Raw genomic sequence first — 24871 nt, forward strand, 5'->3', positions numbered from 1 at the left:
AGACTTACTATATTCTCTGATATTAAGTTTTGTTAAGCGATTCAACACTTCTGGGAAAACACAAATCGCGATGAATGATAAAATTCTTCTCCAAAGCCCAGATGGAGTAATCAGGCATATCCCTACATACGTGAATATAGGAATTCCTAAAAATTTGATCGAGGGGAAAATTAAATATTTCCATGATTTCTCGACAACAAAAGATAAGACCGTATGAAATTTAGTTACTATCGACAAGAACCGTCGAAATATATCTATAATTATAGTTGGATGATTGGCAGTTACTAAATTAAGCGTATAAAAGAAAAGATAAATAGCCAAACACAAGACGATAGCTTGAAAGATTCGCGGGATTACTTTTATGAATTGCGGCAGTTCTTTTGTTTGCATGGCTGTCCTTCAAATTAAAAATTCTGAAAATATTTAACTCGCTCTTCAAGATGAAACTTTCATTCTCTCGCCGAGAGTTTTATGGTCGGTGCTGGCGAAGAATCTTAGCCCAAAATACTCTCGCTGTCAAGTTAATTTTCGTGACGAAAATGATAGCGTCGTCGGAAATAAAGGTTAATAACGGAGATCTCGCCCGTTCCGATAGGGTAAAAGCCGTCGGAAACGCGGGACGGGGACTCGCGGGGGAGTACATCCGAACGCTTGATCGACGGGCAGAATAGTAGATTTTCAGTAGTGTGTAAGCTAGAATACCCTCGAACGGTAGCGAAAGCTACTATTTTTTCTTGCTCGAAGTATTTTTTAACAAAAACATATATTTCGATGTGGAACAATTGCCCGATGTAAATTAATGAAAACGCTATCTTCCTAAGTGACGAAAGTGCCGGCTAGACTGGAAGTATCCGGTATAGAGGTAAATACTTATGGTGCTACTACAAGACGTTGCGGGAACCTCTAGAGAACAGGCTTTGATTTTGTGGTTCGAGGAAGTAGATAGTCAGGATGTCGGCCTGGTGGGAGGAAAAAACTCGTCGTTAGGCGAGATGATCCAGCAGTTAACGCCGAAAGGGATTAATGTACCGACGGGATTCGCGACAACCGCGCGCGCGTTCCGTCATTTTATTGAATCGGCGGGACTAGACAGAAAATTGCGCGAACTTTTCCGCGATCTCGATGTCAATGATGTTAAAAATCTTCAAGAAAGAGGGAAGAAAGCGCGGCGCTTAATTCTGCACACTCCTTTCCCCGCGGATTTAAGTAACGCCATCACCATCGCCTATCGCAGACTGTGCGAACGCTACGGTTATAACGCTTGCCAGTACGAGCATCTTTCCGAGGAAGAGCGGGAACAACGGGAACTACACGAACATTGTGTCGATGTCGCGGTTCGATCGAGCGCGACCGCGGAAGACCTCCCGGAAGCCAGTTTCGCGGGACAACAGGAAACCTATCTGAACGTGCAGGGAGTGAAAGGCGTTCTCGATGCCTGCCACAAGTGTTTCGCGTCCCTGTTCACCGATCGCGCGATCTCCTACCGCCATCATAACGGTTTCGATCATTTCGCGGTCGCCCTCTCCGTCGGGGTGCAGAAAATGGTTCGATCGGACTTAGCGACTTCTGGCGTTATGTTCTCGATCGATACGGAAACCGGCTTTAAAAATGCCGCTTTGATTACCGCGGCCTACGGTTTAGGCGAAAACGTCGTGCAGGGCGCGGTAAACCCCGATGAATACCTCGTTTTTAAACCCACATTGAAAGAAGGCTATAAACCGATCCTCGAAAAACGCCTCGGAACCAAAGCCATCAAAATGATCTACGACGAGGGAGGGACGCGGCTAACCAAGAATATCGAAGTCGCCAAACCCGAACAGGACAAATTCTGTCTAACGGACGATGAAATTCTCACGCTCGGCCGCTGGACGGTACAGATCGAGGAACACTATTCCCGCGTCCGGGGAACCTATACCCCGATGGATATCGAGTGGGCGAAAGACGGGATTACCGGGGAGTTATTTATCGTCCAGGCGCGTCCGGAAACGGTGCAATCGAATAAAGCGGCCAATATCCTGAAATTCTACGAATTAGGCGGACAAAGTAACGTTCTCGCCGTCGGACGGAGTGTGGGCGCGGCGATCGGCCAGGGAAAAGCGCGGGTGATTCTCGGGGTGGACAAGATCAACCAATTTAAACCCGGCGAAGTCCTGATCACCAACCGCACCGATCCCGACTGGGAACCGATCATGAAAAAAGCCAGCGCGATCGTCACCAATCAGGGGGGACGCACCTGTCACGCGGCTATTATCGCGCGCGAGATGGGTATCCCGGCGATCGTCGGTTGCGGGACGGCGACCGAAACCATTAAAACCGGGCAGGATGTCACCGTCTGCTGTTCGGAAGGGGACGAGGGGAAAGTGTACGAGGGAATACTACCCTTCGAGATCCGCGAAACCCCCCTCGATGACTTACCGAAAACCCGGACGAAAATCCTCATGAACGTGGGAAACCCGGAAAAAGCCTTCGCTTTATCGAGTATTCCCTGTTCCGGGGTCGGATTAGCCCGTCTAGAGTTCATTATCGCCAACCATATCCAGGCGCACCCGACCGCGTTACTGAAATTTGACGAATTAGAAGACGGGCCGGTCAAAGACCAGATCGCCGAGCTAACCAAGCATTACGACGATAAACCGAGCTTTTTCGTCGATAAACTAGCCCGCGGTATCGGCATGATCGCCGCCGCGTTCTATCCCAACGACGTGATCGTTCGGATGTCCGATTTCAAATCCAACGAGTACGCGAACCTGTTAGGGGGCAAACCCTTTGAACCGAAGGAAGAAAACCCGATGATCGGCTGGCGCGGCGCGTCCCGTTACACCGATCCCAACTACCGGGAAGCCTTCGCGCTGGAATGCCGGGCGATGAAGATCGTACGGGAGGAAATGGGGTTAACCAATGTTATCCCGATGATTCCTTTCTGCCGCACCCCGGAAGAGGGGGAACGCGTTCTCGAAGAGATGGCGAAAAACGGATTGCAACGCGGGGTCAACGGTTTGCAGGTCTACGTGATGTGCGAACTGCCCAGTAACGTGATTCTAGCCGATCGCTTCGCGGAAGTGTTCGACGGTTTCTCGATCGGTTCTAACGATCTCACTCAATTAACGTTAGGGTTAGACCGGGATTCCGCGTTAGTCGCGCACCTGTTCGACGAACGGAATGAAGGGGTGAAACGGATGGTGAAAATGGCGATCGAAACCGCCAAAGCCAACGGCCGCAAGATCGGTATCTGCGGTCAAGCGCCGAGTGACTATCCGGAATTCGCCCGATTCCTCGTGGAATTAGGTATCGATTCGCTCAGTTTGAACCCGGATTCCGTTCTCAAGACCTTATTAATGGTCGCGGACGTGGAAAAAGGACAATAGAGCGATAATTCAGAATAGACGATCCCGGTTTCTAGGGGTCGTCTTTTTTATTGTCGGGGTTGGGATCGATCGCATGATGTATAGAATGGCGTTCTTGTAAATTGTTTAAGTGCTGGTAAGTTTTCTGGGTGATAGGATGATCATCTCCTAAGCTGGTCTCTGCGATTTTTAACGCATTTTGATACCAGACTTCCGCCAATTCGTACTTGTTTTGATTTTCGTAGAATACAGCTAAATTATTCATGCCGATAGCCACATAGGGATGTTGCTCGTTCCAGAGTTTTTTTAATAAAAACAAAGATTTTTGATACAATGATTCAGCCAACTCATATCTTTCTTGAGAATTATATAATCCAGCCAAATTATTCATACTAATAGCTACAAGAGGATGAATCTCTCCGAAAGCTTTTATTCTCACTTCTAAAGCCTGTCGATACAAATATTCGGCTAACTCATACCGTCCTTGACGATCATATAATGTTGCTAGATTATTCATTGTATGAGTCATATCTGGATGATATTCTCCTAAAAGTTCTCTTGTCATAACTAAGGCTTGTTGATACAAGTTTTCTGCTAACTCATATTTTTCTTGATAAGTATATAGTAAGGCTAGATTGTTAATAGTGATGGCTATATAGGGATGATAAGAACCTAAGAGTTCTTTTAAAATATCTAACGACTCTTGATACAAAATTTCTGCAATTTCATATCTACCTCGCTCGTAGTATAGTAAGGCTAATCGATTGAGAATATCCGCTAAATTAATATTTTTTTGTAAATTTCTTTGTAAATCGATCGCTTTTTGATAAAATTCGATCGCTAAATCCTGCTCTTGTCTATAATCTTCATGCTGACCACGTTCCAAGCGATCATGGTAAATTTTTCCTAAGCTTGCATATAAACTAGCTAATCTCGGTTCTGTATAACCTTTTATTGTTTCAATATTTTGAATGATTTCTAAAAGATCTTCTATAGAGATGAAAGGAATATCGTTATCTGTGCTAATTTCCTCAAAAGATTGTAAGATGGGCAAGAAATCACCACAAGGAACAAAATTACTTGGAGGGGCGACAAAGCGAAAAACACCCTTGCGCCAACTCCAGAAATCGGGAGCTTTTTTCCGTAAATTCACTTCTACTGTCGTTGTCACCCAAAGAACGATCGAGTAAGGAAATTCCCGTAATCCTTCCCGTGTCCATTGCAGATAACCGAAAAATTTATCGAGTTCCGTTCTCTCTTCATTCCATTGAATAGAGTGTAAGCTTTCAACCCCTGTAACAGTAATCACCGCGTTGGTTGCCTGTTTTAATTCCGGTTCTGTATCCACTAAACGCGCGATCGCCGCTCGTAAACTCGGTTCTTCTCGATCTAACGTAATGCGATAGCAAGGGATAGCCGTTTCTAGTTCTTTCGTGTAGCGATCGATAATCTCCGATCGAAATTGAATATTATCACACACGCAGATTAAAAGGTTCAAGTTTCTCTCACTAGCTTCGATGGAGACCATTAGATCCTCGTAAGCTAATTCATTGTCTTGATTCCAATTCGTGAAAGTTGTATCGGTGACTGTATTCATAATATCGCGTCTATATAAGTCCTTTCTTCCGCATCAACTCGATAACGATCGGATGCACATAATACCAGAGATCGCCGTTACGATATTCTAAAATGTATAAGCCATGCAGGAGGTCTAAAAACTTTTGGTCTTTCGGATCGGTTGGTTTAAATTGTTCGTAAACCATCTTGATAATTTCGTAATCTGCCGCACCGATGCTCGTATCGAAATCAATACTTAGCTGAGTGATGGATTCTTCTAGAATAGCGTTATTAATTTTAATCGCGCTATTTTCAGGAGTACGGCGAATCGATCGCAAACAAATCCGGCAACAAGCATTGGTGATGCGGATTAACTCCCGTAAAACTCCCCCACTATAAATACAAATTTTTTCTAGGGTATCGGGTTCGATCAATCTAGGATCAACTCGTTTGGTTATCGTTTCCTTTAACCTCGCTAAAGCTTCCGGATCGGGATGCCGGTTATCTAAACGAATTTCTACCTGTTTAAAAAGCTTATACACGGGCATTTGCACGATCTGACCGTTCGTTTCTGTCTGAAGAGTCGCTTTTAAGGCTACTTCTCGTAAAGCGGCGATCGGGATCGTCATGATAATCCGAAAACCGGGCAACATGATCGCTTTGATATGCGATTGAAAAATATCTCTTACCTGCGCTAGATCGATTTTATCTAGATCGTCAACGATCACTAAAATTTCTTTATCGCTTTGGGATTGAATCGCGCTCGCTATAATATTGATCTGCGCGACTAAATCAGAAATTCTCCGCTCGTACTTTTGTTTAATTTCATCTCGAATAATGGAATTCGCTTTTAAAATTCCTTTAAAATACGTCAATAAAGCTGTAAAGTTAAAGCCTCCCTCAACACTCGCCTCGAATTGATCGATTTCCGTTCGAGTCTGTTCGGCGAACCATCGATAAAAGCTTTGTTTTTGAGATTCTTTGATAACTAAACGTTGTGCTTCCGCTTCGTTCATCATCTGAACGGCGATCGAGAACAAAATATTAACGTGATTCACGTCGGACATCTCGATCGTGTCCGAGATCGAGAAAAAGACGACAAAATAGCGATCGTCCAGTTTTCTTTTAAACTCGTACAGTAAGGTAGACTTGCCACAGCCGCGATGTCCCGCGAGAAGAATTTTCCCGTCTCCCGAAGGACTATCCTCGACCAATTGCTCTAACTCTTCGATAACTTCCGTCCCGTACTCGACCCCGAAACGCTCTAACGCTCGATCGGTTAAAAGCGGTAACAATTCTAAATTTCGGTAAGCTTCTCGGAACGGTTCTAGTAGAGGACTAGACATAAGGGAGTATCGGAGTATAGATACCGCTATTATATCGATTACCGTCCGCAGGAGCGATCGAACGAAAAAAGAGAGTGGGAAAAATCCCACCCTCCCGCATCTATCTAGAGCGCTAGATCTCGCCGCGAATTTCCTCGACAACGCCATCGCGCAGGACGATCTCGACGTTCATTTTCGCCACCAGATTATCGCCTTTCTCCACCCGGAAAAAGCTTTCTAACTGGGCTTGCGCGACCTCTTGATTGAGTTCGAGAAGTTGTACCTGTTGCAGTTGTTGGAGAAACTGATTTTTCTGTTCCAGAAACTCGCTTTTTCTCTCGTTCACTTGCAGTTGGATATTATCGATCTGTTGCGAGGCCGAAGGGGGAAGAGGGACGAGACTCTGACGCTGGATCTCCGCGATCGCTCGCTGTCCCTGCATTTCCAACTGTTGGATCTGCGCGTCCAATTGATTGACCTGCGCTTGTAGTTGCTGTTGCGCTTCCTCTTTCCAGCGCGGGGTGACGATCACTTTCACCGTCACCGGACGCTTGAGAAGTAAACTCGTTTTTGCCTCATCCATTGGTATATTTCCTTGAAACTTGGTTTTCAGGTTAGGTTCGCGGGTTCGTTAATGCCGAAGATAGCGTTTCCTATCCCCTGACAACCGACTCCGGCTATTTTGTAAACATCTCGTCAATCATAGCGTGATAGCGTTCCATTACCACCGGGCGTTTCACCTTCAGGGTTTGGGTCATCGTGCCATTTTCCTGCGAAAACGGTTCGATAATGAACTCGAAGATTTTAATCTGGTCATCCGGTCGGTAGCCGGGGCGATTTTTGACCTCTCGGTTCAATTCTCGCTTGTATAAGTCCAGTACCGCACTGCTGTACAGACCGCTATCGAGAACGATTTGGCGATCGCTACCCACTTCCGGCAGGGACAGGGAAATCCCTTCTTCCCGCGCCCATTTCTCTAAATTCTCCAAATTCGGCACGATTAACGCCCCTAACGCTTTCTTGTCCTGTCCCACGAGCATTATCTGGGAAATATACACGCTACGGAGACAGGCATCCTCGATCGGTTGCGGTTCGATATTTTCGCCGTTGCTGAGTACGATCGTATCTTTGGCGCGGCCGGTGAGAACCAGATCTCCCCCAGGAGTCAGCCAACCGATATCGCCACTATCGAACCATCCCTCGGGATCGATCGCTTTCGCGGTCGCCTCCGGTTTTTTATAATACCCTTTCATCACCTGCGGCCCGCGGATCAACACGATCCCTTTTCCTTCCGTCGGTAGAGTCTGGCGAGTATCCGCGTCGACGATCCGGATTTCCGTACCGTACACCGGACGGCCGGAGGAACCGCGTAAATTATGCTCGAAACGGCGAACCGTCGCCACCGGGGAGGTTTCCGTCAATCCGTACCCCACCAGCAGGGGAACCCCGACAATCTCGTAAAAGGTATCCAGATGTCGCGCTAACGATCCTCCCCCGCTAACGAGAATTTTAATCTTACCCCCGACCGCCTGACGCACTTTCCGATAAACCAGTTTATCGCCGATCGCGTGGAGGGGAGCCAGCAGAAGCGCTTTCATTCTCGCTTGTAACCGTTCCCCCGCGGACGCGTGAAGGTGATCGAGACTGAGATTATCGGCGATCCGTTTGGCGAGAATGTATTTTTCCGATTGTTTCAGGAAAAAATTGACGATCGCCTGTTGTTTCGCCGGGGCATCGTTGAATTGTTTCTCGATCTTCTCGTAGAGAGATTCCCAGAGACGGGGAACCCCGACCATCAATTGCGGGCTAAATCGTTCGAGATCGTTTTTAAAGGTGCGAATACTGGTGTAAATCTGCGTGCATCCCCGCGAGAGGCTGAAATACTCGCAACTGCGCTCGTAGGAGTGCCAGGAGGGAAGAATACTCAACACTCGATCGCCCGGTTCCGGATCGAAAATCGCGTCGAGATGTCTCACCTGATGTAATAAATTCCCGTGGGTTAACATGACTCCCTTCGGCTGTCCCGTCGTCCCGGAGGTGTAGATTAAGGTAGCGAGATCTTCTTCGGTATTTTCGGTGATTTTTAACGTTCCTTCCGCCCCGATCGCCATGAATTGATTGAAATTATAAACTTTTACCGTCGATTCCGGCGGTTCCTCGTCGGTGAGAAGAACGATAAATTTGAGCGGGTATTGTTCGATTCTGTCTTTGATTTTATTAAAAGTCTTCAAATTCTCGACAATTAATGCCTGACTATCGCTATCACCGAGAATATAGAGTAATTCCTCGGTATCCGCGGCGGCCGATCGAACCGCGTTAGCCGTCCCGGCCATCATCGACCCCTGATCGGCGATGAACCAACGCGGGCTATTATCGGCGAAAAGGGCGACTTTTTCCCCCGCGTTCACTTCTAAAGTTTGCAGGGCGATGGCGAACTGGCGGATTTTTTGATACAGTTCGGCGAAAGTAAGGATCACTTCCGGTTTACCGTGGGGATCGTGTAGGGCGATCGTGTCCGGGAAACGTTCCGCGGTGATCTCCCAAACCCGCGATAGGGATTGGATTTTTGAATAATCGACGAGAGAGGGCATATCGGGTCACTATAGAGCGCTAGAGGATGTGAAGACTAATACCATAAATTAGTTTCTATGTTGTATCCTAACGAGGGTTCCGGGGCGATCGAGCCTCCCCGTAGACACTATCTCAATAGTCTCAACCCGCTTAAGGTTACTAACACCGTCGATCCCTCGTGGCCGATAACCCCTAGCGGTAGAGTAATATCGCCGGCGAAATTGGCGATTAACAGGAACGCGATAAACGACAGCGCGAAGGTAATATTCTGTTTCACGACCCGATTGGCGCGACGACCGAGATCGATCGCCCGCGGTAATTTCGCCAGATTATCCGACATTAGAATAATATCCGCCGTTTCTAGGGCCACGTCCGTTCCCGCTTTCCCCATCGCGATCCCCACATCGGCCGTCGCCAGAGCGGGCGCGTCGTTAATGCCGTCCCCCACCATCGCCACGACCCCGTATTCTTTCTGTAGCCGTTGAATTACGGTTAATTTCTCCTCCGGCAGTAAATCGGCGTGAATTTCCGTGATTTTCATCTCGCGGGCGATCGATTCCGCGGCCGGACGATTATCCCCGGTGAGTAAGACGATATGTTCGATACCCGTTTTCCGCAGTTGTTCGACGAGATTTTCCGTCTCCGGCCGGATGGTGTCGGTCACGGAAATCATTCCTAAGATAGTTTTCGATCGGGCTACCCAGACGATCGTTTTCCCCGTTTCCTGTAGCTTTCTCGCCGCCTCTAACAGACTTTCCGAGATTTCTGTCGTTTCTTCCCGAATATAGCCTAAACCGCCCACGTAAACCGTCTCCCCGTCGATCTCCCCGGTGATACCCCGGCCCGCGCGCGCCTTCACTTGGGTCGCGGTCGGCCAAGTCAAGCCGAGTTCGGTAGTGTGATTGGCGATCGCCACTCCGATGGGATGTTCGGAACAGGATTCGAGGGATGTTGCAACGGTTAAAACCTCGGTTTCCGTCGCGGGTTCGAGGGATAAAATCTCCACTACCCGTAATTTTCCGAGGGTGAGGGTTCCCGTTTTATCGAAAGCGATCGCCCGTATCCGTCCCAGCGTTTCCAAGCGCGCCCCGTTTTTAAATAAAATACCCTGGGTGGCCCCGTTGGCGATCGCCGAGAGAAGGGTAGGCATAATCGAGGCCATCAGCGCGCAGGGAGACGCGACGACGAGAAAGATCAAGGCGCGATAGATCGTCGTTTCCCACGTCCAATTTAAAAGAAAAGGCGGCAGAATTCCCAGTAAAAGACCGATCGAGACGATCGCTTTCGCGTAGATCCGTTCAAATTTCTCGATAAATTGTTGGGAGGGTGGTGCGGCCTGTTGAGCTTCCTCTACCAAACGGATCACCCGTTCGATGAGGCGGCTTTCCGGGGGAGTCCGTACCTGTAACCGTAACACCCCGTTACCGTTGAGGGTTCCCGCGAACACCTCATCCCCGACGGTTTTCTCGACGGGAACCGATTCCCCGGTGATAGCGGCCTGATCGATCGGGCTATGGCCATCGAGTATTACCCCGTCGATGGGAATCAATTCCCCCGGCTTTACCAGGACGATATCGCCAATTTTCAGTTGTTTGATAGGGATCTCCCGCTCGATCTCGTTCACCAGTAAGCGAGCGTTGTCGGGAGTCATGGCCATGAGGGAACGGATATCCCGATCTGTTCTATCCATCGCGAACTGTTCCAGCGCCCCGCTAACGGCGAAAATCAGGATTAAAACCGCGCCATCGATGATTAAGTAATAATTATTCTGCCAGAGTCCTAAAAACGCCGCCCCTAGCGCCGCGACGATCATTAACAGGTCTACGTCTAATTCCTTTTCCTCGAATAAAGTGGTCAATCCCTCCCGCGTACTCTCGTATCCTCCCACGACGTAGGCGATCGACAGGAGGATCAACGCGCTACCCACCCAACCGATATGCAGGGAAAACCAACCGAAAAAGACTAAAAAAGCGCAGGCGATAGCGGCGGCGATCGAGGGATGACGCTGGAGCCAGGGAATCGGCAAATATTGAAGCATTTGTGAGGTAGATGGGGAGAGGGAAGTAATCGGTTTACTCTATTAATTATCCTAGAAACATTTGTCGGGGATTCGATCGACTTGGAAACCCTATCGGAGAGTGTGAATCGGGCTAAAAGTTCGGAAATCGGCAAATTGTAAGCGATAAATAACCGATGAAAGCTGGTAGCTATATAATAAGTCTTGTGTGTAGTTCTCGATACTAAATACCGATGAAAGCGATTTTACTAACCGCGCCCGACGTTCTAGAACTCCGGGAAATCCCCGCGCCGCGCGTCACGAAACCCACCGATGTTCTAGTATCACTAAAAGCGGCTGGTGTCAATCCGATCGACACGAAAATTCGGAAACGGGGAACCTTTTATCCCGAACAGATGCCGGCGATTTTGGGGTGCGATGGCGCGGGAGTGGTCGAGGCCGTCGGGTCGGGGGTGAGTAAGTTTCGCGTCGGGGACGAGGTGTATTACTGTTCCGGGGGACTGGGAGAGAGCGGGACGGGGAATTACGCGCAATACGCGGTAGTGGACGAGAATTATCTCGCGTTAAAGCCGAAATCCCTATCTTTCGCGGAGGCGGCGGCCGCGCCGTTGGTATTGATCACCGCGTGGGAATCGCTGTTCGATCGAGTGAATTTAACCGCGGGACAGAGCGTACTGATCCACGCGGGCGTGGGAGGAGTCGGTCACGTCGCGATTCAACTGGCGAAACTTCGGGGCGCGGAAGTGTACACGACGGTGGGATCTCCGGATAAAGAGCGTTTAGTCCGTCAATTGGGCGCGGATCACCCGATTCTATATAAACAGACGAATTTTATCGACTTTATCCTCGATCGAACCGGCGGAAAGGGAGTCGATATCGTCTTCGATACCGTCGGGGGACAAACCTTTTTCGATAGTTGCCAGGCGGTAAAAGTGTACGGGGATATCGTGACGATTCTCGAACCGAGTGGCAGTTTGAAAGTAGCGCGCGATCGCAATTTACGAATCAGCTTAGAGTTGATGTTAACCCCCGCGTTGAAGGGATTAACCGAAGCGCGACAACATCAAACCCGTATCCTCGAACAGTGCGCGACCTGGATCGACGAGGGAAAATTAACCATCCATCTCGGTCAAACCTTCCCGCTAGAAGAAGCTCTCGACGCGCATAAACTCATCGAATCGGGTTCGGTAACGGGAAAAATCGCGCTATCGATCGATTAGAGAAAAAATACCCGTTCGATCGGGACTCGATCGGGTTTTCTGTCCGAAAAACACGAAAAATTCGCTCGCGAGTTCGAGAAAATTCGGAATAGCACAAAAACGGAGTGATGTATACAATGAAAAAAATTTAGAAAATTCGAGTTCATGTATGTGGATACGCTCTTTCCCGCTCTCGATCGCCCTCTGCCTCGGTCTCGCGTCCTTACCTTCCCCCGTCGAATCCCGTCCCGTTCGCGGGAGATCTCCCGTTCCCATCACTCCACCTTCTAGCCCTTCCCCTCCTCTCGCGCAGACCTCCGCCGAGTATTTCCTCAATTCGGGAGTGGAAAAAGCACAAAAAGGAGATTGGCCGGGAGCGATCGAGGACTTTACCCTGGCACTCCGTTTCGATCCTAACTACGCGAAGGCTTACAATAACCGAGGTACCGCCTACGGACAGTTAGGGGAATTTCAAAAAGCGATCGAGGACTTTACGCGAGCGCTCCGTCTCGATCCTAACTACGCTGAAGCTTACAGTAACCGAGGTACCGTCTACGGAGAGTTAGGGGAACCCCAAAAAGCGATCGAGGACTTTACGCGATCGCTCCGTCTCGATCCTAACTACGCGAAGGCTTACTATAACCGAGGTCTTGCATATTTCCAGTTAGGGGAATTTCAAAAAGCGATCGAGGATTATAACCGAGCGCTCCGTCTCGCTCCTAACCTCGCTGAAGCTTACAATAACCGAGGTGCCGCTTACGGACGATTAGGAGAACCTCAAAAAGAGATCGAGGACTATAACCGAGCGCTCCGTCTCGCTCCTAACTACGCTGAAGCTTACTATAACCGAGGTCTCGTCTACGGACAGTTAAGAGAATTTCAAAAGGCGCGGGAAGATTGGCAAAAAGCGGCGGATTTATTTCAACGGCAGGGGAATTTAGGAGCGTATCGGCAAGTATTAGGATCGCTCGAAAAATTACCGCGATAACTGTAATCGATTCTCCAAGCGATCGCCCTTCCCCGATCTTCAGATTCGGTTCGGTAGGGAGAGCGATCGATCGATTCAATTGAAATCACGCTCTCGATCGGATCGCTACCGTATTTTCACGGAAACCGGGGAGGTTCGATCGAAAAGTCGAGAAATGTACGGAATACTTAGACGGACGAGGGGGATAAAATCAAGTTATAGGGTTTCCCGATCGGGTCGAGACCTTCTAGACCCCGGAAACCGCTCTCCCGTCCGGCACGAGCGTCCTCGATATTCGTTGCATGACACGCCTCATCTTCTGCCGGTCGCGGAAACTCCCGAGAGTCGGGAAATCTAGAAACTCTCGCCGGTCGGGCGATCGATCCCCTATTCCCGATCGAGAATCCATTCTCATCGCTCGGTGAAGCGATCTTTTCGGGATACGGGATAGGGATCTCCGAAAAGAACAGAAGAAAGATTGTTTCCCCCGGTTATCTCCTATGTTTCCACGACCTTTCTCGTTCTTATTTTTCCTCTATCTCGGGTTAGGTTTAGTGACGGTTTCTTCCCCCGCGAGATCTTTTCCCGTATACTCGATCGCTCAATCGAATTACGCGCCGTCGGGTACCGCGACAAGCGAGGCCGGAAATTTTTTGAATCGGGGATTGTCTAAAGCGGGAAAAGGAGATTTACGGGAGGCGATCGCGAATTTCGATCGGGCGATCCTTCTCGATCCGAATCTCGTGATCGCTTACGTTAACCGAGGCATTACCTATCGGAAATTACAAGAATATCGAAAAGCGATCGGGGATTTCGATCGGGCCCTCCGTCTCGATTCGAGCGATTCCCTAACGTATATCGAACGGGGAATCACTTACGAACAATTACAAGAATATCGAAAAGCGATCGGGGATTTCGATCGGGCCCTCCGTCTCGATCCGAACTTACTACAAGCTTACGTTCATCGGGGACTCTCCCGCGGACAGTTAGGGGACTCTCGAAAAGCGATCGAGGATTTTGACCGCGCTATCCGTCTCGATCCGAACCACGCGAACGCTTATCTATACCGGGGCATTACCCGCGGACAGTTGGGAGACGTTCAAAAAGCCCGTCAAGACATCCAAAAAGCGGCCGATCTATCCCGGCTACAGGGCAACGCGGAAACTACCCGACAAGCTTTACAACTTCTCCAACAGGTCTCGAAATAAACCGGTTTACCGGGCCGATCGTTGTCGTCAGAGAAGGGAGGAGACAATCGGCTTTTCGCGCTCGGCCCCTAACACTTATCCTCTGGAAAGAAGAGGCTTTTTCCCGATCGGCCCCGGTCGGATTTTTTCCCCTCTCTCGCTTTCGGGAAAACCGGGCGCTTCCCGGCGATCGAAACAGTCAAAGAAAACCGAGGGATCGAGACAGGATTTCGGAAAACGCCCCGGATCGATCGAGTGTCTATTTTTTACCGAAATGGACTCTATACACCCGAGAAGACTTTGAACCGGGCGGGAAACCTAGAATAAGAATTCCTACTAGAGTTAAATTTTAGCGTTTTAAGACCCTAGCCTTTTGACTAGGGTTTTTGTACTACTTACTCCATAGTATTATTGGGATTGATATTATTCCGAATATTCCGAAACAGATTGATATTGCTAGAAATTCGCTTAATTTTTCATTTTTTACCCTTTCCGCTATTTCTAGTATCACCATTGCCATTAATGTTCCTCCGATTACTCCTGTTATTATGATGTAGGGTATCATGTTCATTGTTGTGTCTCCTTGATATTAAGTGTTAGGGTCTGCGAGTGCTCGTCGATACGCTCCGATTAACTCTTTGAATAGCATCTTTACGGCCCGATCGCTGATCCTCGCTCGCGCCCAATTGCCGAGCCTCTGTTTCCCTCTGGACTTGATCGAGCCTAGCGGGTCTTTCTTGGCCTTAACCGCATCTTCGATTAAATCTAGTAGGGTTTCCCCCGCGGGGGTTTGTTTGAGGAGATTTTTAAGGTCGTTTAGGTCGGTTAGAGAGAATTTTAGGAGTTTTTCGAGGAGGGCGTTCGAGTTGCTTATGTCTTCCTCGTATTTTTTCCGTAATTCCTGAAATATTGGGTTTTTAGTTCGGTTTAACATTACCACGTTTCGGTTAGCCCATAGGTGTAAGTGACTGCGGGCAATCGAGCTACCGGTTACGATGTGGCCTTCCTTGTCGCCGCTACTCCAGGGCTTGACCGCTTTACCGAGGAGCGAGTGGAATCGGTTGTAACCGACCCTCTTCGTGATGTACTTTCCGGCTTTCCCTTTGCGCCGCTTCTTTTCTAATCGGAGTTCTTTGAGGTCTTCTGTGAGGAATTGGCCGAACGGGTCAAACTGGCAGAGCGCGATCACTCGATCGAACGTCCCGAACTCGAATTTGTCGAACACCGGTTTACACCACTGGTACTCGGGCCGCGTTAGCAGTATCTCGAACTCGTGTTTGAGTTTTCCCCGTTCCGTCTCTAGTTGCCAGATCTTGGCGGCGTGTCGCTTGAGTTCTTCGCTGAATCCTCGCTCGCAGGCCGTTCCGATCGACTTCGCGAGTCGGTTTTTCCAGAGGGTTTTCGATCGCTTCGGGATATCTTCTCCCGCAATGAATCCCCATATCGTAGCGTTTTTATCGCTTCTTCCCGATTTTGAGTCTTTTCCTTCGGGGAATTCCGTGTGTAATAGATTTCGTCCGCGGTTCTTGCTTACTCTTAATTCTTTATTGATTCGCTCCTTCTCTAGAATTTTGAGATAGGCGGCGTGTAGGTCTGGCTTTCGGGTGCGGTTGAACGCTCGCGGGTTGTTTAGGTTCATCCATCCGTAATAGGCGATCGCTACCGCGTCGTGTTCGTCGTCCTTGTAGTTCCACCGGCACGTTTTTCGGATTACGGGGGCTTGGTCGTGGGAGAGTAACCGGACTTCTTTACCAGCTTTTAATAGGTTGTTGTGCCAGAGTTGGGAATAGTTTCCGGTCGGCTCGAAAATGTAAAGGTCTCCCAATTCGAGGAGCTTCGTGAGTCCTTCGATATCTGGGGTGATTTTGTGAATCTTGCAGGAGTTGTAGAAGTCTTCGGCGTTCGTGTTCGGCGGGAATCGCTCGAACTCTTCGCGGGTCATCGTCACAGCAATAGAGACATCGTTTCCGATGTCTATGGCGACGAGCGTGGTATTCATGTTTTAATGGGGGTGTGGTTTTGTGGTTAAAACCTCTAATCGTCCGTGAATTCCCGAAGACAGCCGCGAGCGGTTCGTCTGATTCCTACTGATGACTGAGCTTAGAGGCGGTTTGGTGTTTGACCGTCTGGTAATTCTTTAAGACTGGTTCGTCTGTTTCTTAAGTAAGACCGATCGGACACCGCGGAAAAGTTAATTACTCTTTTCCGGCGGTAGGCTTTGACGCTTCCCGCGATTCTCCCGTGGGGGAGAATTTCGTCCGCGCGTCTCACGGACTCGTCAGGCGGGTTTTAACATTCTTGTTCTCCTCCTGAAGTTTTAGCGATGATTCGATTCATTTCTTTTTCACATTCTTCTTTTGTCCCTATTTTTAAATGACTATAGCCATCATCTCCCGGAAAATATGCTGTTAATTCATATTGTCCGTCGTTTTCACGTTCGTGAACTTGAAGGGATTGAACGAGGGAAAGATTTGTATACATTCCTTTTACATCTTTTATCCAGATAATTTCCATTTTTTTCTTTTTGCGGTTGTTATTGGACGCTTCCCGCGATTCTCCCGTGGGGGAGAATTTCGTCCGTGCGTTACGGACTCGTCAGGCGGGTTAGAAACAGAGATCGTCTACGTTTTCGGCTTCGATCGCTGGCGTTAAGTATCCCTTATGCTGTGGGAACGGTGGCATATCTGTTTTCAGGCCTTGGGTTTCTAGGAAACTTCTCGTCGCTTCATATAGATTTCGCGCTTCCTCTCTTTTCTCGATTAGTTCCGCGATTTCATTTTTTAGTTGTCTCATCTCTCGTTCTCGCTTGTAGTAATCTTCAAAATCATTTAGCGAGGTGTGTACTTCCTTTTTCAGTTGTTCTAATACAGTTTCGTAGCTTTCGCCTTCTTCCAGTTCGGCTTCTAGGAAAATTCTTTCATTTTCATAGTTGCCGCTATTTTTAACGTATCCATACGAGACGGTTCTGTATTTCATGGTTTTACTCCTTGTCTTCAAATTTGAATGAGCGATCTATTTGTCTTGCCATATCCTGAACAGTTTCTCGAAATCCCTCTTTCTTCCCTTGAGTCCATCCTAGATTATGCCCATCGTTCCATCCTAGGATGTACCCAATTATTAATGCTCCTGCGATGAATGCCAGACTGATAATCGTGTACATTTTGCTATCCTCTTAATATGGTGGATCATTTTCATCTACTTCCATCCATTCATACCCGCAATTTTTGCATCTTAGGTATTCTATTCCTATTGATCCAGAGTTTTCGCTTTCTTCATCTTCGTAAGTTTCGATTTTTTCGCTTTCGCATTGGGGACACTTATCTTCATATCGTTCATCAGTTCTTGGCATTGGTTTTCTTCTGTAATAATTGTTTTACCGTTTTGATTTCTTACAGTTTAAAATCTTTCCACGTTTTTTTCATTTCTCTTTCATACATTTTCAGCCTTTCTTCTTTCTCCTTCAATATTTGCTTTACCGTTCTGATTCCTTTACTTGCTAGATAGCACTCGGTGCATAGCCTTAAGCTCGTGTGTACCTTTTTATCGGTTCCGCATTTTTCACATTTTATGCTCGGTTCTATTTCGATTTTAGGTGGGTAGTTTATGAATTCCATAGATGGTTTGAGAGGTAAGGGTTAGGGGAAAATGTGTTCGCTTTTTTATCTAATAATATTCATCATCTTCATCATCCTCATAGTCGGTCATCATTTCTATGATGTCTTTTTTAGACGGGTGATCGTTGTCGTTAGCCCACGAATAAACATCCGCTAGGTCTAATTCTTCTGGTAGGTCTTCTCTCAATTCTTCGGTTGTTTTCTCGTTTTGATTCATGGGAGGGAGGCGGCCCGATCGAGCGAGCCGCGGTTATTGAATGGGAGATAGTCCGGGCATTTAGCCCACCTTAAGAGGAAAGCGGGGTTAGGATTCTTGAAGGGAACCCCGCCGGTTAGGAAAAACTGAGTTCCAATTCGAGAGAGGGTGATCGGTGATCGGGGCGAAACCGACTCGATATCGGTGGGCGAAATGGGGCGTTTCGGTTTCGTATCCACAGTGTTCGCATTGCTCGTGACAGGTTTTCCGACCGGGCGGCCGGACTTTTTTAATCGAGATCGTCCCGCACTGGTGACAGTGATATCGCGGTTTTCCGTCTTCGCCCTCGCCGGCCCCGCACTGGTCGCACCGGTAATAGGGTTCCTCCCGATCGCTCGCGTGTATTTCTCTAAGGGATTGGGTCTCACAGACCATACAGAATTTTCGCTCCCCGTCGTCAGGGTCTTCCACCTCGACGGTTTCCGCGTTTTCGTCGCTTTCGGGGGGAGTATTTTCCAGCAGGCGATCTAAAAGATTGTTTACGGGGATTCCATTTCGGGCGGCCTCTTTCGTTAGTTTCTCCCATAGTTCTGCTCGTATTCGTACATTTTTCCATTGGGCATCTTTCCCGATCGGGTCGGCCAGAAAATCGCGGACTTTTTCCAGGGTCATTTCGTGATCCGCGAACTCTTCGCATAGGGAGAGCCACGCTTCCTCTAAATCCTCGCCGCTGAACTTCGATAGTTCCAGTGCGATCGACGCGTTGAGAGGGAGACGATCGAATCCGGCCGCGATCAGTCGCGACATCACGCGGGCCGATCGAATCCACGCGTTAACCGCTCCGGGGGTGCGCCCGATCGCCGTTTCACAGAATTCTTTGAATGAGGTAAAATTCTTTTTCCAAGCCTTAAAAAGCTTTATTTTCCAGGCTTTAAGCCCTATTTCGTACCATGAGCAAATCTTGCATCTAATATCGTGGGCTAGGTCGAATAGATCATCGATATAGTCGCCTTCGAGTCCGTACTCGTCGATTTCGCGAGCGATATAGTAGAGACTTCTTGCTAGATCTGAATTCCAGTCGTTCGGTTCGTTTCCCCATAATGGGGCGAACGGGTCGAGACAGTATCCGGGGTTGGGTGGTTCGCTGTCTTCTTGTACTCGGCGTGGTGTTGGTAGAGGGCGTGGGACTTGCATTTATTTTTCCTCTTCGGATTCAGCTTCATTGAAATCACAGAGAGCGTCATTGATCGCATCGTCGATGTTGTTCCAAGAGGTTATAAGCGAGCAGATCAGTCTATCGTCTTTATGTTCTCGGTCTCTCATTTCCTCGATTAATTTCCAGAGGTTGCCGGAATCGTTTTTCATCCGTTGCAACAGGTCGTAAATCGCTTCTACTGGGCTTGCTTTGGTTTGAGTCATGGGAAGTAGGCGGCCTAAAAAGGCCGCGGTATATTGATTTGCTGGTTATGATGCCTAACGCGAAAGTCCTCAAGTTTGCTACATAGTCGATCACCTCTCTTTAATGGCGCGAAACTAGATTTAGTCCTAATCCCGCGCTTGACCCGGCTCTCATCTCGTGTCTTTGCGGGGTAGGAATGTTGTTTCGCTATACATGAAGTTTACGTCTTGTCCTTTGCGGGTGTCAAGACGTAAGGTTCATGAAGTTTTCGTCATGTATAATCGAGATAAGTTTGTAACGGAGAAAAGTCCCTTGAGACAGTTAAGAGAGCGTCTGGGGTTGACGAGGCCACAAGTTAAACAAGTGATCGGTGTTTCTGAACGGAGGCAAGCTGATTGGGAAGATGGATCGGCGTTGCCTTCAATGGAGAATGCCGCTCAGTTAGCTCGGCTTTATTCTGTATCTTTGAAAACTATCTACCAAGCTGTAGGGATTGATGTTTCGGGTATTCCCGATGATATTTCCAATCCTTAAAAAATCCCCCTAACCCGTTCGGGCTAGGGGTTTTCGTTAACTTACCCTCTATCTTGCCATGCTGTCAGTTAAAGATAAAGTAGTCTATCAGGGTCGTCGAGCCGTCGTCGATTCCATCCCCGCCCGCGGGAAGAAAGCGAAAATTATCTTTCCCGATTTCCAGATCCTGACCGTCCCGATCGCCGACCTCGAACCCTGGATCGAACCGCTCCCCGATCAGCTTCCCTTACTCGACGTTTCCCAGTTCTCCCGCGAGGATGAGGGGCGATCGGGTTTTACCGATTGGGAGGTCGATACCGATGGGGATGATCAAACGGATAGAAATCTATCCGTTTCGACCGGCGATCGTCCTGATGGGTTAGGGACTATTGATGATAAGAACTCAGTCCCTAACCCGACGAGCGCTCCCGATCGTCCTGACGAGTTAGGGACTATTGATGATACAAACTCAGTCCCTAACCTTCCGAGCGCTCCCGATCGTCCTGACGAGTTAGGGACTATTGATGATAAGAACTCAGTCCCTAACCCGACGATCGAGAAAATTCTTGATAGTCTCCCTCCTGGTTGTCTCGAAATTAAAACGGTCAAGGGTCAGCGATACCGGTACTGGCGATACTACGAGGGCGGTAAAAAGCGATCGAAGTATCTCGGTAAGGTCGGAGCCTGATTTTTTTTGTCCCTGTCAGGGTGCATCAATAAAGCTTTTGAATCCTTAAAATTCTGGTGCTGTAATTTACCTTTGTAATACGGAACGGATGAACTATGCAAAGTCGAGGAAAACCCCGCGATAAAGTCGAGCGGAAAAGGAACACGATCGGCCTCACTCCGGAGGCTTGGGTAATTCTAGAAAGGGATTCCCAACGCGTCGGCGTGTCCGGGGCCGAGTATATCGAGACCTTAGTTCGGCGCGGGGAAAAGTCCTTATATGACGACATCGCCGACGGTCTTATTCGTCAGCATTGCCTCAATAAGCAACGCTTGCACGAGTTAAAGCTTATAAGTTCTCGAATTGAGTCCGATAACCAACTCATAAGGGAATTACTGGCTAAACTCGGCGTGAGTCCTAACCGAATGCCTGAATAATGGGGATTTATCTAAATTAGTTTTTAGCAGGCGTTACCTTATCTATCCTCGTTGGATGACCTTGATGCGCCTGCTAAAAACTAATTCTCGCCCCCCGCGCAGGGGTATAGATTTTTGCTTTACCGATCGCTTCCTGGTGCGCTCCCTTTCTTGAGCATCACAAAAACAGTAGAAAACTTATTATTTGATACTTATCCGTATTCTCACCGACCAATTTATAAGAAATTTCAATCGATACAAAACTACATCCACCGCCCCCCGAAAAAACCCTCGTGAAAGCGAATATCATCGCGTTACGGGGGATGAGTAACACCCCCCTAAAAATCCACTCCAACGGGAAACCGTGGGTTAAAAGTCCTGGTGGGCGTGATTGTGGTGGTTATGTTGGAAACGAGACTTGATTTTATTTCCTGTACGAAAGAGTTCGATTCGTTGCCCGCGATTCGTACCGCGATCGCTTGGGTTCTGACTTTCGTTGAGGGGGATGGGGCCGATCGCTGGGAATATCTCGATTCCGTGGGTGGTTCCGCTCAACTTTTGCGATCGGTCTCTGGCCTCATGGGTCGCCAGCGCGTCGTCAAGTCCGGTGATGAGACTCGCTATCATCTCCGGTTGGAAATGCCCGGTCAGTTCTGTAAACTCGTCCAACAGCTTCCGCTCTGCGAGTATCTTGATTCCGAGGGCTTTCGGATTACCCGTATAGATGTCTGTCTAGATGACTATCTCCGCCGGGTTCCGTTCTCCGCCGTTAAGTCGGCCGGGGATGAGGGTCATTACCGTCTCGTCGAGAGCTTCGAGTCGATCGAGTCGGCCGTTCTCACCGGCGATCGCCCTATCGGAACCTGCTATTTCGGGCGTTCGGATAAACGTATTCGCTTCTACGATGCTGAATTTATGCACGGTTTTCCCGCCGATCGCTGGGAACTTCAGCTTCGGAATGATCTCGCTCGTTCTGCCTTCGATCTTTTTCGTCAAGACCCAGACTGTCTTGCCTCGTTGGTGGTTGGTGCTGTCGATTTCGGAATTCCTGGCAATCATTACAGAAAGTTCGCTCGGTTTCCTTGGTGGCAATCTCTCATCGATGATTCGGGTTCCGCGTCCCGTGTCTCTGGCGGTCGGTACGTTCCTGACCTTTCGCGAACGGTTAAATGGCTTGATACTTCCGTCGCTCCTACTCTCGCCGTTCTCCGGTCGGGCTTAGGGTTAAACTTTCAGCAATTTCTTACAGACCTCTGTGATAGCGGCTACGACCGTTTAAAACCTTATCACCATCAATGGATCGACGCGATTCGCGTATCCGAAGTTAATGTTCACGATTTACTCTCCAGGGAGGTGAGTTAATGCCGACTTCCAATGTTGTTGTTCTCGGAATCGAGCGCCGGTCGTATTTTAAACGTGGTACTAACGAGGAGGTGGTTAACTGTAGAGTCTTCTATTATAAAACTCAGGATAAGCATAACTCGCGTTTGGAACGGGGCTTTTTCCCTTTGGTTATGGATGTTCATCCCGACTTCGGTATCTCCGATTTTGAATCCGATTTCCCCGCGGTTTACGATTTTAAATCTTGTCTTCGTCGCGATCTCCGCTCTGGTAAGGGAATCCCCGTTCTTCAAGAGATTGAATTTATTGATAATGTCATCGTTGATAAATCCGATGGCTTTCTGGTTCTCGGTGCTAAAAAGCTTGATTTTACTACCGAGGATGGTTCTCGCTATCGGGGAATCAAGCTTTTTTACCTTGATGTCAATGGTTATCAGGTTAGCGATGATGCGGTCGGGCTTCTTCCGATCGAGCAAAATATCGCTGATGCAAAATTCGATATTTTCCAGAGACTCCCAGCTTACTATGATCTTGATTTTGGAGAGGTGCGTGGTCGCGGTGGCTCTTCTGTTATCAAGCTTTTCGGGGCGAAGTTTAAAGCTCCTTGGAATCATGGGTCTTCTCAAGAATCCTCCGATCCTTCTCTGTTCTCAACCACTCAGGAAGCATCATGATTCATCTTTTAGCCTTTGTTCCCGATCCTCCTCCTCCTACTGATGCTGAACTTTGGATTGATGCTACGATTCAACTTTTGGCGATTTCTAGAAGTGTTGGGGTCAGAGTTTACCCGATTTTAGCCGGGATTGGATTAGTCAAGGTTTTGATTAAGTATGTTTGATGTTTTCTTTCAGACAATTACTCAGACTACTACTGAATTAACTTTAAGCCCTTTGGTGGCAAAGCTTCTCGCTCATTTGGTTTTTACTTTGTCCTTTCACTTCGTCGGTATTTCGCTCGTTCTTCTTCTTCGGATTTTTTAGGAGGATTTATGTTGTTTTGGGTGTTGATGATTGTTGGATGTGTTCTTGGAATCATTGTTGGGTTTATTATATGAATCAAACACAGATTTATACTTTACCTACCGCTTTGGAATTTAAGCAAAATATCGAGACTCAAATCTGGTCTGATATGGTGGCTTTTGTTCTTGTCGCTCTTGGTATTTCTTTAGTAATTTTTTTCATTTCAAAACTTGCGGGGTAAGCTGTTTTATGATATATTTTTCTTTGGGTACATCTTCGCCGTTGCAGAATTTTAGTCAGACCTATATTTCCCAAATTAATAATAATTGGGTTCCTTATGGTCAGGTTTTTATTTTGCTTTTGGCTTGTGCCGCTCTGTTCTCCCGTTTTATCAGGTAAAGGTGCATCATGAAAATTCGTCAATTTTTAACTGGTCTTGCTGTTGCTTCTGTTTTTTTATCGATTCCTTCGATCGCTTCCGCGACTGGTGCTGGTGATACAACGGTCTCGACTGATGTTGATCAATTAATACAGGAAGCTGGCAAGTATGATGATGTGATGGAAGCGGTTGTTCCTGTTGCTGTCGCTTCGATAACTTTTGCCGCGGGTGCGAAAGTTTTAAAACGCGTTATCTACGCTTAATTTTTTGATATAGGAGGTAAAGCCATGAGAAGATTTAAACGATTATTTGTTTCTTTTCTTCTCTCGGCTTTACTTTTTTCTAGTTTTTCTTTTCGGGTTAGTGCTTTTGTTCCGTCTCCGTCGCTCGATACTGTTTCCGCTAAGATGTCTCAGTCTCCCGCTTTTGCTCGTGAGATGATTCGATCTTTCGGTTCTCAACTTTCTGCGAATAGAGCTCCTATTATTGGAATTACTGCTGGGGGAGGTTCGATCGCTTGGTGGCAATTTAATCAAAATTCCGTCGCTCGCTTGCAGGAGGTAATTCGGAATACTTCCGAGTATCCTTACACGATTGTTGCTGAGCGTCCAGGTTATTCGTCAATTGAACTTCTAGTTAGATACGCTAAATTAAATGGTAATACATTGGATACTCTTCAGTATCCTTATACTGAAATTACTCCTTATTTGGGTGTTTCTTCTTATCGTGTAATTTCTCCTATTTCTTATTCTTCTCAATCTTTTGAAAATCTCAATCCTTCTCTTTATCAAGATGCGATTTCTTCTTCAATTTTGATCGCTCCAGCCGCTCCCCCTGTTGAGGCTCCCGATACGATTCCTGATGGTGTGCCAGTTGTTAGTCCTGATGAGGGTGATAATAATATTGTTCCGTTTGTTCGTCCTTCGCCGTCGCCATCTCCGTCTCCGGATGAATCGCCGTCTCCTTCGCCCTCTCCAGTAATTCCCTCGCCTTCGCCGACTGGATCGCCAGGTGATGATGATGATTCTGTTATTCCGACTCCAACACCTACATCAACATCAACGCCGGGTGAGCCCACCCCAACTCCTACATCAACGTCAACGCCGGGTGAGCCCACCCCAACTCCTACATCAACATCAACGCCGGTTTTCCCGACTCCAACACCTATAGCAAAGAAAGGTATAGTTAGGACATAATGAGGGGATAGTGTCCGAGAGAAA

General features: G+C 47.9%; 24 protein-coding genes. 11 read left to right on the forward strand and 13 right to left on the reverse strand.

Going from position 1 to position 24871, the window contains the following annotated elements:
• A partial coding sequence (locus V0288_RS22135; protein ID WP_332867353.1) for a hypothetical protein occupies positions 1-390 on the reverse strand: 390 nt, incomplete at its 3' end.
• A 482-nt stretch (positions 391-872) separates the two neighbouring features.
• Between V0288_RS22135 and ppsA the strand changes: the two genes are divergently transcribed.
• Positions 873-3365 (forward strand): phosphoenolpyruvate synthase, encoded by a 2493-nt coding sequence (ppsA, locus tag V0288_RS22140; RefSeq protein ID WP_332867354.1) that lies wholly within the window; start codon positions 873-875, stop codon positions 3363-3365.
• Between the two features lie 31 nt (positions 3366-3396).
• On the opposite strand, the gene V0288_RS22145 is transcribed toward ppsA, so the two are convergent.
• The 5 genes from V0288_RS22145 to V0288_RS22165 all read right to left on the reverse strand — a co-directional run bounded on the left by V0288_RS22145 (position 3397) and on the right by V0288_RS22165 (position 10835).
• Positions 3397-4941, reverse strand: a complete 1545-nt coding sequence (locus tag V0288_RS22145; RefSeq protein WP_332867355.1) for a tetratricopeptide repeat protein — start codon at positions 4939-4941, stop codon at positions 3397-3399.
• 10 nt (positions 4942-4951) lie between these two features.
• The gene (locus V0288_RS22150; RefSeq protein ID WP_332867356.1) at positions 4952-6247 is read right to left on the reverse strand and encodes an ATP-binding protein; all 1296 of its coding nucleotides are present in this window, start codon (positions 6245-6247) and stop codon (positions 4952-4954) included.
• Positions 6248-6359: 112 nt separating this feature from the next.
• On the reverse strand, positions 6360-6809 hold the full coding sequence (locus tag V0288_RS22155; RefSeq protein ID WP_332867357.1) for a YlqD family protein: 450 nt from the start codon (positions 6807-6809) through the stop codon (positions 6360-6362).
• Positions 6810-6903: 94 nt separating this feature from the next.
• Positions 6904-8817 (reverse strand): long-chain fatty acid--CoA ligase, encoded by a 1914-nt coding sequence (locus tag V0288_RS22160; protein ID WP_332867358.1) that lies wholly within the window; start codon positions 8815-8817, stop codon positions 6904-6906.
• A gap of 107 nt (positions 8818-8924) precedes the next feature.
• Positions 8925-10835 (reverse strand): heavy metal translocating P-type ATPase, encoded by a 1911-nt coding sequence (locus tag V0288_RS22165; RefSeq protein WP_332867359.1) that lies wholly within the window; start codon positions 10833-10835, stop codon positions 8925-8927.
• A 212-nt stretch (positions 10836-11047) separates the two neighbouring features.
• On the opposite strand from V0288_RS22165, the gene V0288_RS22170 reads away from it, so the two are divergent.
• From V0288_RS22170 to V0288_RS22180, 3 genes are all read left to right on the forward strand, one after another.
• Positions 11048-12034 (forward strand): zinc-dependent alcohol dehydrogenase family protein, encoded by a 987-nt coding sequence (locus V0288_RS22170; protein ID WP_332867360.1) that lies wholly within the window; start codon positions 11048-11050, stop codon positions 12032-12034.
• A gap of 148 nt (positions 12035-12182) precedes the next feature.
• Positions 12183-13001 carry a tetratricopeptide repeat protein gene (locus V0288_RS22175; RefSeq protein WP_332867361.1) on the forward strand — a complete coding sequence of 273 codons (819 nt, stop codon included), beginning with the start codon at positions 12183-12185 and terminating at the stop codon, positions 12999-13001.
• A 479-nt stretch (positions 13002-13480) separates the two neighbouring features.
• Positions 13481-14188: a tetratricopeptide repeat protein gene (locus V0288_RS22180; protein ID WP_332867362.1), complete on the forward strand. Its 708-nt coding sequence runs from the start codon at positions 13481-13483 to the stop codon at positions 14186-14188.
• 568 nt (positions 14189-14756) lie between these two features.
• Here V0288_RS22180 and V0288_RS22185 read toward each other — a convergent pair.
• The 7 genes from V0288_RS22185 to V0288_RS22215 all read right to left on the reverse strand — a co-directional run bounded on the left by V0288_RS22185 (position 14757) and on the right by V0288_RS22215 (position 19396).
• Positions 14757-16166: an IS110 family transposase gene (locus tag V0288_RS22185; protein WP_332867363.1), complete on the reverse strand. Its 1410-nt coding sequence runs from the start codon at positions 16164-16166 to the stop codon at positions 14757-14759.
• A 290-nt stretch (positions 16167-16456) separates the two neighbouring features.
• A complete protein-coding gene (locus V0288_RS22190; protein WP_332867364.1) occupies positions 16457-16681 on the reverse strand; it encodes a hypothetical protein in 225 nt (74 codons plus the stop codon).
• 90 nt (positions 16682-16771) lie between these two features.
• Positions 16772-17143, reverse strand: a complete 372-nt coding sequence (locus V0288_RS22195) for a hypothetical protein (protein WP_332867365.1) — start codon at positions 17141-17143, stop codon at positions 16772-16774.
• Positions 17144-17339: 196 nt separating this feature from the next.
• Positions 17340-17516 carry a hypothetical protein gene (locus V0288_RS22200; protein ID WP_332867366.1) on the reverse strand — a complete coding sequence of 59 codons (177 nt, stop codon included), beginning with the start codon at positions 17514-17516 and terminating at the stop codon, positions 17340-17342.
• A gap of 314 nt (positions 17517-17830) precedes the next feature.
• Complete coding sequence (locus tag V0288_RS22205) at positions 17831-17998, reverse strand: hypothetical protein (RefSeq protein WP_332867367.1); 168 nt, start codon at positions 17996-17998, stop codon at positions 17831-17833.
• 87 nt (positions 17999-18085) lie between these two features.
• A complete protein-coding gene (locus V0288_RS22210; protein WP_332867368.1) occupies positions 18086-19171 on the reverse strand; it encodes a hypothetical protein in 1086 nt (361 codons plus the stop codon).
• Positions 19172-19396: a hypothetical protein gene (locus V0288_RS22215; protein ID WP_332867369.1), complete on the reverse strand. Its 225-nt coding sequence runs from the start codon at positions 19394-19396 to the stop codon at positions 19172-19174.
• A gap of 193 nt (positions 19397-19589) precedes the next feature.
• Here V0288_RS22215 and V0288_RS22220 point away from each other — a divergent pair, with 193 nt between their 5' ends.
• From V0288_RS22220 to V0288_RS22250, 7 genes are all read left to right on the forward strand, one after another.
• The gene (locus V0288_RS22220; protein ID WP_332867370.1) at positions 19590-19910 is read left to right on the forward strand and encodes a helix-turn-helix transcriptional regulator; all 321 of its coding nucleotides are present in this window, start codon (positions 19590-19592) and stop codon (positions 19908-19910) included.
• Positions 19911-19968: 58 nt separating this feature from the next.
• Complete coding sequence (locus V0288_RS22225) at positions 19969-20577, forward strand: DUF6788 family protein (RefSeq protein WP_332867371.1); 609 nt, start codon at positions 19969-19971, stop codon at positions 20575-20577.
• Between the two features lie 95 nt (positions 20578-20672).
• The gene (locus V0288_RS22230; protein ID WP_332867372.1) at positions 20673-20993 is read left to right on the forward strand and encodes a hypothetical protein; all 321 of its coding nucleotides are present in this window, start codon (positions 20673-20675) and stop codon (positions 20991-20993) included.
• Between the two features lie 432 nt (positions 20994-21425).
• Positions 21426-22334 carry a replication initiation factor domain-containing protein gene (locus V0288_RS22235; protein WP_332867373.1) on the forward strand — a complete coding sequence of 303 codons (909 nt, stop codon included), beginning with the start codon at positions 21426-21428 and terminating at the stop codon, positions 22332-22334.
• Positions 22334-22987 (forward strand): hypothetical protein, encoded by a 654-nt coding sequence (locus tag V0288_RS22240; RefSeq protein WP_332867374.1) that lies wholly within the window; start codon positions 22334-22336, stop codon positions 22985-22987. Before V0288_RS22235 ends, V0288_RS22240 begins: the two co-directional genes overlap by 1 nt.
• A 693-nt stretch (positions 22988-23680) precedes the next feature.
• Positions 23681-23914 carry a hypothetical protein gene (locus V0288_RS22245; RefSeq protein ID WP_332867375.1) on the forward strand — a complete coding sequence of 78 codons (234 nt, stop codon included), beginning with the start codon at positions 23681-23683 and terminating at the stop codon, positions 23912-23914.
• Positions 23915-23938: 24 nt separating this feature from the next.
• Positions 23939-24847 carry a hypothetical protein gene (locus V0288_RS22250; protein WP_332867376.1) on the forward strand — a complete coding sequence of 303 codons (909 nt, stop codon included), beginning with the start codon at positions 23939-23941 and terminating at the stop codon, positions 24845-24847.
• Positions 24848-24871 lie beyond the last annotated feature (24 nt).

The sequence above is a fragment of the Pannus brasiliensis CCIBt3594 genome, assembly GCF_036688125.1.
In the GTDB taxonomy this organism is placed as follows: domain Bacteria; phylum Cyanobacteriota; class Cyanobacteriia; order Cyanobacteriales; family Microcystaceae; genus Pannus; species Pannus brasiliensis.

Bases quoted from the DNA above. Each gene is read 5' to 3' on its own strand.
- ppsA (WP_332867354.1), top strand. From the start codon at position 873: ATGGTGCTACTACAAGACGTTGCGGGAACCTCTAGAGAACAGGCTTTG.
- V0288_RS22145 (WP_332867355.1), bottom strand. From the start codon at position 4,941: ATGAATACAGTCACCGATACAACTTTCACGAATTGGAATCAAGACAAT.
- V0288_RS22150 (WP_332867356.1), bottom strand. From the start codon at position 6,247: ATGTCTAGTCCTCTACTAGAACCGTTCCGAGAAGCTTACCGAAATTTA.
- V0288_RS22155 (WP_332867357.1), bottom strand. From the start codon at position 6,809: ATGGATGAGGCAAAAACGAGTTTACTTCTCAAGCGTCCGGTGACGGTG.
- V0288_RS22160 (WP_332867358.1), bottom strand. From the start codon at position 8,817: ATGCCCTCTCTCGTCGATTATTCAAAAATCCAATCCCTATCGCGGGTT.
- V0288_RS22165 (WP_332867359.1), bottom strand. From the start codon at position 10,835: ATGCTTCAATATTTGCCGATTCCCTGGCTCCAGCGTCATCCCTCGATC.
- V0288_RS22170 (WP_332867360.1), top strand. From the start codon at position 11,048: ATGAAAGCGATTTTACTAACCGCGCCCGACGTTCTAGAACTCCGGGAA.
- V0288_RS22175 (WP_332867361.1), top strand. From the start codon at position 12,183: ATGTGGATACGCTCTTTCCCGCTCTCGATCGCCCTCTGCCTCGGTCTC.
- V0288_RS22180 (WP_332867362.1), top strand. From the start codon at position 13,481: ATGTTTCCACGACCTTTCTCGTTCTTATTTTTCCTCTATCTCGGGTTA.
- V0288_RS22185 (WP_332867363.1), bottom strand. From the start codon at position 16,166: ATGAATACCACGCTCGTCGCCATAGACATCGGAAACGATGTCTCTATT.
- V0288_RS22190 (WP_332867364.1), bottom strand. From the start codon at position 16,681: ATGGAAATTATCTGGATAAAAGATGTAAAAGGAATGTATACAAATCTT.
- V0288_RS22195 (WP_332867365.1), bottom strand. From the start codon at position 17,143: ATGAAATACAGAACCGTCTCGTATGGATACGTTAAAAATAGCGGCAAC.
- V0288_RS22200 (WP_332867366.1), bottom strand. From the start codon at position 17,516: ATGCCAAGAACTGATGAACGATATGAAGATAAGTGTCCCCAATGCGAA.
- V0288_RS22205 (WP_332867367.1), bottom strand. From the start codon at position 17,998: ATGAATCAAAACGAGAAAACAACCGAAGAATTGAGAGAAGACCTACCA.
- V0288_RS22210 (WP_332867368.1), bottom strand. From the start codon at position 19,171: ATGCAAGTCCCACGCCCTCTACCAACACCACGCCGAGTACAAGAAGAC.
- V0288_RS22215 (WP_332867369.1), bottom strand. From the start codon at position 19,396: ATGACTCAAACCAAAGCAAGCCCAGTAGAAGCGATTTACGACCTGTTG.
- V0288_RS22220 (WP_332867370.1), top strand. From the start codon at position 19,590: ATGAAGTTTACGTCTTGTCCTTTGCGGGTGTCAAGACGTAAGGTTCAT.
- V0288_RS22225 (WP_332867371.1), top strand. From the start codon at position 19,969: ATGCTGTCAGTTAAAGATAAAGTAGTCTATCAGGGTCGTCGAGCCGTC.
- V0288_RS22230 (WP_332867372.1), top strand. From the start codon at position 20,673: ATGCAAAGTCGAGGAAAACCCCGCGATAAAGTCGAGCGGAAAAGGAAC.
- V0288_RS22240 (WP_332867374.1), top strand. From the start codon at position 22,334: ATGCCGACTTCCAATGTTGTTGTTCTCGGAATCGAGCGCCGGTCGTAT.
- V0288_RS22245 (WP_332867375.1), top strand. From the start codon at position 23,681: ATGAAAATTCGTCAATTTTTAACTGGTCTTGCTGTTGCTTCTGTTTTT.
- V0288_RS22250 (WP_332867376.1), top strand. From the start codon at position 23,939: ATGAGAAGATTTAAACGATTATTTGTTTCTTTTCTTCTCTCGGCTTTA.